Annotated in this window: 12 protein-coding genes; 4 read left to right on the top strand and 8 right to left on the bottom strand. The window is 49.3% G+C overall.

Going from position 1 to position 12,810, the window contains the following annotated elements:
- Positions 1–119 precede the first annotated feature (119 nt).
- The 5 genes from G7035_RS26650 to G7035_RS26670 form a co-directional block, all read right to left on the bottom strand.
- Positions 120–1,103, bottom strand: coding sequence for an acetyl-CoA carboxylase carboxyltransferase subunit alpha (locus tag G7035_RS26650; protein WP_016819619.1), 984 nt, complete (start codon positions 1,101–1,103; stop codon positions 120–122).
- The gene (accD, locus tag G7035_RS26655) at positions 1,104–1,997 is read right to left on the bottom strand and encodes an acetyl-CoA carboxylase, carboxyltransferase subunit beta (RefSeq protein WP_016819618.1); all 894 of its coding nucleotides are present in this window, start codon (positions 1,995–1,997) and stop codon (positions 1,104–1,106) included. It abuts the gene before it with no gap.
- A gap of 180 nt (positions 1,998–2,177) precedes the next feature.
- Positions 2,178–2,366 carry a hypothetical protein gene (locus G7035_RS26660; protein WP_007429680.1) on the bottom strand — a complete coding sequence of 63 codons (189 nt, stop codon included), beginning with the start codon at positions 2,364–2,366 and terminating at the stop codon, positions 2,178–2,180.
- Positions 2,367–2,519: 153 nt separating this feature from the next.
- Entirely contained in the window at positions 2,520–3,017 is a 498-nt protein-coding gene (locus tag G7035_RS26665; RefSeq protein ID WP_025364511.1) for a phosphatidylglycerophosphatase A family protein, read from the bottom strand.
- 168 nt (positions 3,018–3,185) lie between these two features.
- Complete coding sequence (locus tag G7035_RS26670; protein ID WP_019686839.1) at positions 3,186–6,851, bottom strand: DNA polymerase III subunit alpha; 3,666 nt, start codon at positions 6,849–6,851, stop codon at positions 3,186–3,188.
- A gap of 137 nt (positions 6,852–6,988) precedes the next feature.
- On the opposite strand from G7035_RS26670, the gene G7035_RS26675 reads away from it, so the two are divergent.
- Together G7035_RS26675 and G7035_RS26680 are read left to right on the top strand one after the other, a co-directional pair.
- Positions 6,989–7,318 (top strand): YtrH family sporulation protein, encoded by a 330-nt coding sequence (locus G7035_RS26675; protein ID WP_013309582.1) that lies wholly within the window; start codon positions 6,989–6,991, stop codon positions 7,316–7,318.
- Between the two features lie 12 nt (positions 7,319–7,330).
- Complete coding sequence (locus tag G7035_RS26680) at positions 7,331–7,828, top strand: sporulation membrane protein YtrI (RefSeq protein ID WP_016819615.1); 498 nt, start codon at positions 7,331–7,333, stop codon at positions 7,826–7,828.
- Positions 7,829–7,872: 44 nt separating this feature from the next.
- On the opposite strand, the gene G7035_RS26685 is transcribed toward G7035_RS26680, so the two are convergent.
- The 3 genes from G7035_RS26685 to G7035_RS26695 form a co-directional block, all read right to left on the bottom strand.
- On the bottom strand, positions 7,873–9,207 hold the full coding sequence (locus tag G7035_RS26685; RefSeq protein WP_029514974.1) for a DRTGG domain-containing protein: 1,335 nt from the start codon (positions 9,205–9,207) through the stop codon (positions 7,873–7,875).
- Between the two features lie 158 nt (positions 9,208–9,365).
- The gene (locus G7035_RS26690) at positions 9,366–9,650 is read right to left on the bottom strand and encodes a hypothetical protein (RefSeq protein ID WP_017425916.1); all 285 of its coding nucleotides are present in this window, start codon (positions 9,648–9,650) and stop codon (positions 9,366–9,368) included.
- A 72-nt stretch (positions 9,651–9,722) separates the two neighbouring features.
- Positions 9,723–10,067: a YlbF/YmcA family competence regulator gene (locus G7035_RS26695; protein WP_016819612.1), complete on the bottom strand. Its 345-nt coding sequence runs from the start codon at positions 10,065–10,067 to the stop codon at positions 9,723–9,725.
- 162 nt (positions 10,068–10,229) lie between these two features.
- Between G7035_RS26695 and G7035_RS26700 the strand changes: the two genes are divergently transcribed.
- The gene (locus G7035_RS26700) at positions 10,230–11,609 is read left to right on the top strand and encodes a YheC/YheD family endospore coat-associated protein (protein ID WP_016819611.1); all 1,380 of its coding nucleotides are present in this window, start codon (positions 10,230–10,232) and stop codon (positions 11,607–11,609) included.
- 43 nt (positions 11,610–11,652) lie between these two features.
- Entirely contained in the window at positions 11,653–12,807 is a 1,155-nt protein-coding gene (locus G7035_RS26705) for a YheC/YheD family endospore coat-associated protein (protein WP_016819610.1), read from the top strand.
- Positions 12,808–12,810: the final 3 nt, after the last annotated feature.

Consider the following 12,810-nt stretch of genomic DNA (forward strand, 5'->3'; position numbering starts at 1 on the left):
TTTTCCTCCGTTTTCAAAGGTGCTACTCTTTATATCTTTTTCCAACAATTAAATCTACTACACTTTTTCCTATTTGTATAGGAAGTTCGTCATATTTATTGTTACCCGTTTCCAGCGTATTACAACATAGGTTCAGATTCCGAAGGTTTTAAGAAAGTATATTGTCCTATTTTCCGGAATTTTTGATACCTGTCTTCTCTCAATTCATCGCAGCTCATATTCGTAAGGTCTGCCAAATGACGTTCTAATAACTCCTTGATTGCGGCAGCAGTCACTTCATAGTTACGATGTGCGCCCCCTTTCGGCTCTGGCACGATATCCTCGATAATCTCCATGCGCAGGAGGTCATTAGCGGTGATCTTCATCGCTTCAGCTGCCTGATCTGCCTTAGAAGCATCTTTCCATAGAATCGAGGCTGCGCCGTTCGGAGAAATGGCCGAATAAATGGCGTGTTCCAGCATCAGCACACGGTTACCCACTGCAAACGCAAGCGCACCGCCGCTTCCACCCTCGCCGATGACCACACAAATAACAGGCACCGAAAGCTTTGCCATCTCCCGCAAATTGCGGGCAATCGCTTCCGATTGACCTCTCTCCTCTGCTGTATTACCCGGATAAGCGCCCTTCGTATCAATAAATGTAATAATAGGACGCTTAAATTTTTCAGCCTGCTGCATCAGCCGCAAGCCTTTACGGAATCCTTCCGGATGAGCACTACCAAAAAAGCGTGCAATGTTATCTTTCGTATCCTTACCACGTTGCTGACCAATGACGGTCACCGGAATACCATTTAGCTTGGCAATCCCGCCCACAACCGCCAGATCGTCTCCGAACAAGCGGTCGCCATGCAATTCAATAAAATCTGTAAACACCTGCTCGATCAAATCAAGGGACGTTGGTCTTTGATGATGACGAGCCAGATGCATCTTTTGCGATGCTGTAATGTTCGTGTATATTTCTTCTTCCATCTGGAGATAACGTTCTTCCAGACGGTTAATTTCATCTGTAAAATCAATTTGCTTGTCCTGTCCGAATTGCTTAAGTTCTTCGATCTTCTGTCGCATCTCGACCAGGGGCTTTTCATAAGGCAATTCGCCAGCCATTTATTCCTCCCCTTTCACACTGTGCAGATCAAGCAATTGCCCAAGGGTATCACGCAGTTCCTTGCGATGTACAACCATATCCAATTGTCCGTGCTGCAAATTAAATTCGGAAGTTTGGAAATCATCCGGCAGCTTCTGTCTGATCGTTTGCTCAATTACAATACGACCTGCAAAACCAAATACAGCACCTGGCTCTGCAATAATAATATCTCCAAGCATAGCAAAGCTGGCGGAGACTCCACCTGTAGTCGGATCAGTGATCACAGAAATATAGAGCAATCCCTGCTCGTCCAGACGAGCGAGAGCAGCGCTTGTTTTGGCCATCTGCATCAGACTCAGAATACTTTCCTGCATACGTGCCCCACCGGATGTGGAGAAGATGATAAGCGGCAAGCGCTTGTCAATCGCCTGCTCAATGGCACGCGTAATTTTCTCTCCTACGACCGAGCCCATACTGCCTGTAAAAAAGTCAAAGCTCATCACCGCTACGACAACAGGATGCCCATGAATAAGGCCGTCGCCCGTAACGACAGCCTCGCGCAGGCCAGATTTCAGGGTCTGTTGCTCCAACTTACTTGCATATCCCGGAAAGTCCAGCGGATCAACCGAAATCATATCGGCATCATATTCCGTAAACGTGTCTTCGTCGAGCACCATGCGAATGCGATCCATTGCATTCAAACGCATATGGTATCCGCACACCGGACACACTTTCAAATTTTTCTCCAACTCTTTGCTGTATTGAATACTTCCACACTTGCCACATTTGGTCATAAGACCTTCGGGAATTTCCCGTTTGGGACGATCCGGCATGTCCGCTTGATCGCCGCTCAGCGCCCGTTCCGAAGGGATGGTCGCGTATTTACGCTTCTTTTGGAATAAATCTTTAAACACAACTACACCTCTCCAGCCGTTTATTTGTCAGCCGTAACCGATACAAGGTCCTCTGCCGTCGATGCGGCACCTCTAAGCATTATGTTCATACACACGTCAACGCCTGTTAATACAACATTACCGCCGATCGTGCATCCTTTGTTCCATTCATGCTGCTGTATCACTTCCGCCGTTCCGGACTCAAGGGCGCAAAATCGAATTAAGCACTTCCTGTATTTCTTCGACTTCACCCGAAGGCACAAGTATCTCAAACTGTTGCTTGGATGCACTGATGGCCCGGGTCTGCACCATAAAACCTTCTTCAGACAGTTTGAGCTTAATCATGTCAGCCAGTCTGGCCGTCGGTGCAATATATATCACCGTCCACATGCCTTGTTTCTACCCCCTAAGCCTCAAGTTTTGAGCCCATATAATAGACTCATGATAACATACCTTACTTTTTTCCCGCAACAAAAGCCCTCCTGATCATTCAAGTTCCGTCGGAGGGCCTAGATAATCATTAATTCTGTTTATTCAAGCCAATTAAACATCCAATGATGCAGGATAATGCTTGGCATGAAGGCTCCGATGGGCAATACGCGAAGAAGCGGCGGCAGCCAATCCGGCGACAAGATCGTCTAAAAACACATGAATACCACTGCCTTTTTGGTTCAGCTTATCGATAATTCCAATCTTTTCTTTATCCAGATAGCCAAAACTGGTCAAGCCAATCATGCCGTACACGCTCGTAATGCCAAGAGCCATTGTCTCGTCCACTCCATACAGCGGTTCGTCTGCCTCCATAATGGCTTGAAGTGGCTGGGGAAGAAGTTTTTTTTCGGCCAGCTCATCGAGTGCAATGCCTGTCAGCAGTGTATATTGTACCTCTCGCTTTTGCAAAACCGCTTTGACACTTTCTACACATTCTTCCATAGTCAAATGAGGATAATATTTTAGCTGAAGCTGAAAAACAATGTCCGCAATGGACTCGATCCGAATGCCTCTGCGATTTAACAAGGTTTCTGCATATTCATAGGACATAATTTCCCTCCCGCTTTCACCATGCAGTTCTAATTCTTCCACCGTGCGGGACCTAATGGTGCAGGACACGTGTTGAATCTCCTGTTCCGCCAGTTTTCCAAGTGTATGCGAAAGGGAAGGAAAATGTTCATTAAACCGTTACAATAAGGGCGGGTTGCTGTGTGTCTGTCATTTGACTTTCACGGTGCCTTCACCCAGCATCGACTCCATTCGATCAAAAAGCTGAGGAGAAGGCTTAATGCTGTAAGCATCACTCAACGCCAGCAGACGCTGGTTGCTCTCGTAAAAGAGTACGGTAGGCACAGCACCGGGATGCTCCTGTAGCAATGCCTTGAGGCTGACCAGCAAGCTGGCGTCCTCCTCGGCCTGGCGGGTGATTTTGACAAACACCCGCTGACGGGCGGACGCTTCCGAGCCGCGCGGGGAAGGCACCTGCTCACCGTGAGCCGCTTCGCCTCCGCGTTGTGAGGGGGCCGCTACGGGACGAGCCGCCTTCTGCTGCGGCGAAGCTGATGGAGCGGCTGCTGAAGGCAAGGGCGACATACGCGGCGCTCTCCCGGCCGGACTGCCAGCAGCTGGCACGGATGTTGCAGTTGCTGCGGACGAACGTGCGCCGGTACGCCGGCGCTGAAGAAGCCTTGCCAACGCATCTTCCGCCAGCGGGGCTGCCTCATCTGCAAGGAGCTTGAAGTGCTCGTCCTGCTGCTGCATCTTGGCACGTAGTGCAAGCAAGGCACCCTTTTCAATCCACTGCTGGCTTCGCTTCCATACCTCAGGAAACAGCACAACCTCACAGCGCTCAATCTGATCCTCCAGCTCAATGAAGGCCATGGCCTTTCCCTGCTTGGTCGTAATCGTCTTGAGTGACACCACCATGCCTGCGGTTACAATAACTGTTTCATCTGGCACTTCGCTCAGCTCCATCAGACGATCCGCTTGGCTGCTTTCCAGCAGCGACTCAAAATCATCTAGCGGATGCCCAGACAAATACAGTCCCAGCAGTTCGCGTTCCAGCTCTAATTGCTGGCTGGTACTAAATGGAGGTACATTGGGGTATTCAATATCCCAATTAGGCATTTCCACAAAGCCAAACATATCAATTTGCAAATCGTCACGTTCCTTGCGCCATTTGGCAGCTGCATCCACCGTTTCATCCAGCATGGCAAGCAACTGTGCCCGATGGCCTGTCAATGAATCAAATGCCCCTGCCTGAATGAGCGATTCAATCACTCTCTTATTACACACCCTCAAATCAACGCGTCGACAAAAATCGAGCAAGCTGTCGAAAGGGCGTTCCTTACGAACAGCAAGAATGCTTTCCATTGCTTGTGTGCCGACATTTTTAATGGCAGCCAGTCCAAAGCGGATATCACCCTGCTGTAATGGGGTAAACAGCACCCCACTCTCATTCACATCAGGCGGCAACACTGCGATATCCATACGACGGCATTCGACGACATATTCAGCCACTTTTCGATGACTTCCCATGACGGCCGTCAGCATGGAAGCCATGAATTGTACTGGATAATGGGCCTTAAGATAAGCCGTCTGGAATGCTAGCACACCATAAGCAGCTGCATGGGCACGCGGAAAACCGTAGTCAGCAAAACGGACAATCATATCGTAAACCCTGCCGGCTTCCTCCTCTGTGTACCCCTGTTTAATACTGCCTTCGACAAAATGACCACGCTCCAGATCCAGCACCTCGCGTTTTTTCTTAGACACCGCGCGGCGCAGCAGATCGGCCTCTCCCAAGGAAAAGCCAGCCATGCGCGATGCAATCTGCATGATTTGTTCCTGATACACAATAATACCGTACGTATCCTTTAAGATCGGTTCAAGATCAGGATGCGGATAAGAAACCTCAATCTGTCCGTGCTTAGCCTGTATGAAGTTGGGAATAAAACCCATCGGGCCCGGACGATACAAAGCCAGGACAGAAATGATATCCTCGAAAACACTCGGTTTCAAATCCTTGAGTACCCGGCGTATACCGGCCGACTCCAGCTGGAACACGCCTCCTGTATCCCCTTTGCCCAGCAAGTCATAGGTATGCGGGTCATCGTCGGGAACACGGCTAAAGTCAGGTGTTTCTCCATGCTGCTCCGCAACCCAGCGCATGCACCGTTCAATAATGGAGAGCGTACGTAGTCCAAGAAAATCCATTTTCAACAAACCGATGCGCTCCAGATTTTCCATTGAGTACTGCGTTAAAGGAACCCCTTCGCTCCCCTCTTGCAGCGGAACCGCATCGGTCAATGGAGTCCGCGAGATGACAACACCCGCCGCATGTGTCGAAGCATGGCGAGGCATTCCTTCTACTTTGATCGCCATATCCAGCAGTTCACGTGTCTTGGGCTTCGTTTCATACAGAGCCTTCAGCTCGGGAGTGATCTCCAGCGCATGCCGGATATTAATGCCGAGCTGCGCCGGGATCAACTTGGCCGCCTTGTCCACCTCGCCATACGGCACGTTCAATACACGTCCGACGTCACGGACTGCGGCTCTTGCCGCTAATGTCCCAAAGGTAATAATTTGCGCAACATGCTCATTTCCGTACTTCTGTACTACATAGTCGATAACCTCGTCACGGCGTTCATCGCTAAAATCAATATCTATATCTGGCATGCTGATCCGTTCAGGGTTCAGAAACCGTTCAAAGAGCAGATTGTATTTGATCGGATCGACATTCGTGATACTAAGCACATAGGCGACCAAACTACCGGCGGAGGAACCCCGTCCCGGACCGGTTGCAATCTTATGCTTATGAGCAAAAGCAATAAAATCCCATACAATCAAGAAATAATCGCTGAAACCCATACTGTCGATCGTATTTAATTCGTAGTTTAGCCGCTGGTCCAGTCTTTCCCGCTCCTCCGGCTGCTCCCATACAGGATCGCCTCCGTAGCGACGCTCTAGCCCTTGCATACACAGACTACGCAAATAGGACGAAGATGTCATGTCCTCTGGCAGCGGGCGATATTCAGGCAAAATCGATTGGCCGAATTCCAGCTCCAGCTCGCATTTTTCAGCAATACGCACCGTATTAGCAATGGCTTCTGCTACATGTGGAAATAAACGAGCCATGTCCTCTTGACTTTTCAGATACAACTGACGTGTTGGTATACGCAAGCGCTCCTCATCGTCAACTGTCTTCCCTGTTCCGATACAAATCAGAACGTCCTGGACATCAGCATCCGGCTCGGTTAAGTAATGCACGTCATTCGTCGCCACTAGCGGAATATCCAGTTCCTTCGCCAATGCGATCAATTGAGGATTTACGCGTTTTTGCTCCGACAGACCATGATCCTGAAGCTCCAGATAAAAATCTTCGCCAAAAATGCTACGGTATCGTTCGGCCGCACGTCGTGCTTCGGCTTCCCGACCATGCAGCAAATGCTGCGGCACTTCACCGCCCAAGCAAGCGCTCAAGCATATGATGCCTTCATGATGGGCAGCCAAAGCATCCATATCGATGCGCGGCTTATAGTGAAAACCCTCCAAATGGCCAATGGAGCACAACTTCATCAAATTTTGATAGCCTGTTTTATTTTTGGCGAGCAAAATTAAATGATATATGGGCTGATCCTTCCGGCTGCCACGCTCCTTGCGCGAGCCTGCCGTCATATAAGCCTCACACCCGATAATCGGCTTAATGCCGTTCTCTACACATGCTCTATAAAAAGGAATGGCACCGTACATGACCCCATGATCTGTAAGAGCCAGCGCCTTCATTCCATAAGCTGATGCCTGTTTGACCAATTCCGCGGTACGAGCCGCGCCGTCCAGCAGGCTGTACTCGCTGTGAACATGCAAATGCACAAATGAACTCATGCGCTTCTCTTCCCTTCACCGCTTGATTTTCTTCAAACTATTTTATCATATCCACGTTAGTAGCGCCCATAGAATAAAAGTACAGACCCGGGCGGACAAGCGCGGTCCTGATTCGTATACCCAAGGAGGAAAAGAGCATGAGCACTTTTATATCCAAAGCGATTCTCGACTTCTTCATTGCCTTCGGCATCGTGCTCGGAGGAGCCATGCTCGGCGGAATGGGAGCTGTAGTATCGCTTCAGCCGCCTACCCAGACGATGCTGGAGGTTGCAGGAAGGATTAAAATATGGGCGCTTGCCGCCGCTGTGGGAGGAACGATGGACCCGATCCGGGTCATTGAGAGCAATATGTTGGATGGTAATTTGTCACCTGCCATTAAGCAGATATTGTATTTGATTTTCGCCTTTTTAGGCGCTCATATGGGTGCAGAGCTGGTCAAGTGGGTATGCGGCAACGGACGGCCGTGAGGTGAAACGACTATGAGAGTCCCCCCCTTTGAGCGCCTGCGCCCTTTTATGCAATTATCCTCCGTTTTTGTACTCGGTATGATTACGGGAGGATTGATCTACAATGCCATCTGGCATGCGAGTTTCAATCAGCTGTGGATGAACAACCAGGACCTTCAATTCCAGCTCCAGCAAGCTGAAGAGGACAACAAAACATTACGTAAATACAGCAAGCGCCAAACCGTCATCAAAGAAATCAAGCTGATTGCGGAGGAAGCCACGGCTGAAAAAATTGACTCTATTAATCTGAAAGAGCTCCTTCGCCGCGTCAGTCGTGACCTGGAGGTGCTGCGCGGCAGAGATATGTTCGAGATTGACTCTGACAGCAAGCTGGTACGTATGTTGCTGCACCAAAAAAAATACACCGTTCGTGACAAGGAGTATACAATCCAGGTCAAAACGATGCTTGTAATGGAAGGTGTGCTGCAAATCTGGCTGGAGGCCAAAGAAAGACTGCCTCAAAGCCACTAAGTCGATCTATTTAACTCCATCTTCTGTTCCAATCCAAAGGTGGATTAACCATGTTCAATGGATTGAAGCGTCATCACTGCCTTGCACACCAAATGATTTTCCCGAGAAATCGCAATTTCTAGCTTGCAGGTGCGGCGACTCATCTCAAGCAGTAAAGGACGAAGAACGACAGCATCCTCAATCTGTACTGGTCGAATAAAATAAGTTGTCAAATTATCCAGCACATAATCCTTGCCGCTCATATCTCTAGCTGCCCGGTAGCCCGCTTGTGTCATCACGTTGACCAGTACGCCTTCCGAGATCGTCCCTAAATTGGTAGCCATCTGTGGAATGATAAAGCCGCGAAAAAATAATGATCCGTCCTCATTACGCTCCTCAGCAAAACCGTTCCAGATCAGCTGGTCGAACGTCTCGCCAAGTTGTGGCTGCTTTTGGGCGTTACGCAGCGCCTCCAGCACCTCACGCCGTGTAACGGACCCGAGCAGCTTACGGTTGCGGTCCACGACCGGCAAGTAATCTACACCTTCCCATGCCATCATTTGAGCAGCAGAAGCCAGCGAGGTCTGGTAAGTGACCGTAATTGGGTTACGGATCATACATTTATCCATCGTATGCTCAGGTTGAAGTCCTTCCACATCTTTACGGCTGACGATACCAATTAAACGATTCCATTCATCCACTATGGCAAAATGATGATATCCCGTGGTCGCTGATAGCTCTTCAAATTCGATCAGCGTGCTGTTGATTTTCAAGGTCAGCGTCTTCGGTTTGCTGGCCGCAATGTCTTCAATCAACATAATTTTCTTTTTGATCAAGCGGTCAAATATCGCTCTATTAATCATAGAAGCCACGGTAAATGTATCATGACGCGAGGAAATAATCGGCAAGCTGATCTGGTCTGCAAGCTGCTTAACCTCCCGACTCGTACCGAACCCCCCTGTAATCAGCACACCTGCTCCTTGCTCTAATGCAAGCGAATGCGCATCCTCTCGGTTACCTACGATCAGCAAACTGCCTGCGTCAATATAACGAGCCATGGCTTCCTCACGCATCGCCCCGATCACATACTTGTGCAGCGGCTTCTCGAGCCCCTCGCTTCCGCCCAGCACATGTCCCTCTACAATATTCACAACATCCGCAAAGGTCAGCTGCTCAGACAAGCCGCGTGGACGCTTCTCCACTCGTACTGTTCCGATCCGTTCCTTGGTAATGACAATTCCCAAATTCTCTGCTTCTTTCACAGCCCGATAAGCCGTGCCTTCGCTAACGCTCATTTCTTTAGCCAACCTGCGTACAGAAATTTTGGAGCCTATTTTTAACTGCTCGATATGACGCAATAGCTGCTCATGCTTCGTAACTGTTTCATCTAGCCCGTCCAACTCTGTTACACCCCCAACGTTCAATCTGTATCATTCTGTATCTATTATACCACAAACCCCCTTTGTTTTAGACCCTTGTTATTAGGATATCTTTGCTTTGAAAATAACAAAAAAGCGGTCCCTTGTTACAAGAGACCGCTTCGTACTAGGAGAAACACTTACAGCATTTTACCTTTGTCAGCTTTGTTATCCCATTTCATCTGCCACTGCTGCATTTTGGCCCGTCGCACACGCTCCAGCGTTTTACGCTTTTCCTCATCTACACCCAGCAAAAAATGCAGGTTCGCTCCGATGACAAGCAACGCAAAAAGTACCCATACCATCCCAAAGCCGTTGACCCAATTCAAACCACCTGCCAACGAGATGCGTGGTAATGCGACCAATACCATAGCCAATGCAATCAGTGTGTACAAACCGTGTTTCCATTTTTTAAATGAACCCAATCGTATCCCTTCCTCTCCCTGTGACTCTATGTATCTAGTCTATGAGAGGACAGGAAGGAATATGAGACAAACTTACAGAGACGAACCGTACAAATGTTGAAGACTGTCCGCAATAATCTTATTTACGTCCTCAATAATCACGCTCAAGCGACGTTCAGCGTCGAACAGACGACGGATGTTGAGGTTCAAGCTGAGTACCTCGAACATTTTTTCCATTTTTTCCATCTCTTCCTGTGCTGGCATATCGCCGCTCATCATCCGCTGTTGCACTTCCATTTGGCGTTCACGGAAATCGTCGAGCATTTTCTTGGCTTCTGGATCCGTTTCAATCAGCTTCATCGCTGACGTAATTTCCTCTACCTCTTTGCTTTCTTTCAATGCTTTTGCTAAATCATGGGCTTTGTCATAGATATTCATGATTGTTCATTCCTCCATTACAAGTTTTGTGTCAACATTTCACATTGTCCGTCAATCACCAAGGTATATATGTCCTCATATGATGAATCAGTGCTATTACAGCCCATTCACGTTTCCCGTTACTTTCAAGACATCAAGTTGCTGCCCGGAAGGAGATCCACGATGTCCATCAAAAAAACAACGATTCAAATCATCGGATCGGGCATCTTGCAGGATGACGTACTCATGGTCGGCGAGTCCCTGCTTCGCAAATGGAAAATATCCGCAGGCCACCCCGTTCAGCTCGCCTTCGGTTCGTTCCGCCAAGAGGTTACCGTCATATCGGTACCCCGATACAGCGGTCTACGCGTGGGAAGCGTACTGGCCCGAAAAATGGGGCTTCATGCCAGTCATGACAGTTGTAATCTGCGAGTAACCTACAGCCGAGGCCGCCGGACACTTCGAGTGGGCCCACTTATTAGCGTGCTGGTTAGTCGGGACTATCCCGAACAACCCGACAAGCCTTTCGGGTCGATCACCCTGTTCTGCCGTGAACTAGTCGGGGAATGCCGCAGACAAGGAGCATATGTGTATTTCTTCACCCCGGAGCATATCGGAAGTCAGCCCGGGCGAGTTCAGGGATGGGTGTATGACGGAGGCTGGAAAAAGACGGTCATGCCTGCCGGCGATGTCGTCAATAACCGGCTTACCTCCCGTAAACTCGAGAACAGAACTAGCGTACAGCATTTCATGAAAGAAGTAAAATCGCAGTACGGCACGGCCTTTTTTAATGAAAAGTTTTTGGATAAGAATGAAGTGTTTGATGCACTCAAATCGAATTCTTCCCTACGCAAGTATTTACCCGAGTCCCACTTGCTGCAAACCTTTGCCGTTTTCAAAAAAATGTGCACCCAGTATCCCTCTGTTTTTCTCAAACCCGTGCGCGGAAGCCTTGGTAAAGGCATTATGCGCATTAACAAGCAAACCGATGGTACCTTTTCTGTGCTATCCACAACAGCGGGCACACCCCGAAAGCAAACGTACGCCAACGTCGATAAACTGTACAAAAGCTTAGCGGGAAAAATGAAATCGACACGCTTTCAGCTGCAACAGGGCCTTACCTTGATTGATCACGGTAAACGTCCGGTCGATTTTCGCGCGCTTGTACAAAAAAATGCGTCTGGAACCTGGACCGTAACATCCATTGTCGCTCGGATCGCCGGAGGCAGCCACTTTGTATCCAATCTGGCAAGAGGCGGTACGCTCAGTACAGTCAAGGAAGCACTGGCCAAAACCACGCTGCCCGCAACTGTTAAATCGAATGGTCTTACCTCTCTCAAAACAGCAGCACTGGATATCGCAAGCGGAGTAGAAAAGGCAATTCCCGCCCATTTCGCGGAATTTGGTATTGATTTGGCGATTGACAGCACGGGGCGTATCTGGTTGCTGGAGGTCAATTCCAAACCATCAAAAAATGACAATACGCCGTTAAATGATCAGAAAACCCGCCCGTCCGTAAAAAAAATGATTGAATACTGCTGTTATTCAGCCGGATTCAAATGAATCCATCTCTTCCAGAGTCCGGCTGCCAAAGGAGCTGTTGTCGGTGTCTCTTGTTATGCCAGGCATGCTGGGCGTGCTTGTTAGCCGAAAGCAGGACGCTACTCCCCCTATTACCGAAGCCGATTTCTGTCGCAGGCTAAGCTTGTTGGGCAAGCGCTCTGGTATTAGCGTAATGGCGTTTACCGCCGAAGGAGTTTCACCTGAAGATCATTCCATACGGGGTTATGTTTATCGTGCTGGAGTATGGACATTTGGCCGCTTTCCCTTGCCGGATATTGTTTATAACCGCTGTCTCCATATCCATGAGAGCCAGAATGTCAAGCGCACACTGGGAGACATAGCGGAGCAAAAGTCGCGCAAGCTTATCTACTGGTCGCGTAACTTACCTGGCAAATGGCAGGTGTATCGCGCTCTGCATACGGTAGATAAAGTACGGCCCTTTGTACCGCCTACGGCCCCATACCGGGATACGACCCAGCTTGTGGAGTGGCTGCAACGCCATTCGGAGCTATTTATGAAACCACAGTCCGGAACACATGGCAAGGGCACGCTGTATCTCCGGCTGGCGGAAGGAGGTCAGGGACTGTACGTACAAGGCAGGAACTCCCAAAACCGCCCGTTCCGTCGCTTGTTTACTGAATTGGATGCAGGATTGTCATGGATTGACGGTATTGCACACAAACGCGCCTATATCGTGCAGCCTTATTTGAAATTAACAAGCCAAAGCAATCATCCCTTTGATGTTCGCGCACTCATGCAAAAGGACGGCAACGGCTGTTGGCGCCTGACGGGCTTTGCCGTGAGGGAAGGCAGAAAAGGAACTCTAACTTCCAATCTACACGGTGGGGGCGAAGCCCATCCGGCAGAGCCTTACCTTCGTGAACAATTTGGTGTGGACAGCACACGTCTCATCATCGGACAGATGATAGAGCTGTCCTTGACCATTGCCGGGGCGTTGGAGGAACGCTATGGCCGCCTTGGCGAGTTGGGAATTGATTATGGTATTGACCGGAGCGGGAATATCTGGCTGTTGGAGGTTAATTCCCGCCCTGGCCGGGCCTCCTTTTTTCAGACTCGTCAGCCAGAGTGCGCTTTTCGGTCGGTCAACCGCCCGCTCGAATATGCTCGATATTTAATGACCCATTCCAAAGCGACAGGGCCAAAGGGCGCGGGCGCCTCCCTTGAACATACGGTATAGGAG

This window comes from Paenibacillus polymyxa, from assembly GCF_015710975.1.
Classification (GTDB): Bacteria; Bacillota; Bacilli; order Paenibacillales; family Paenibacillaceae; genus Paenibacillus; species Paenibacillus polymyxa.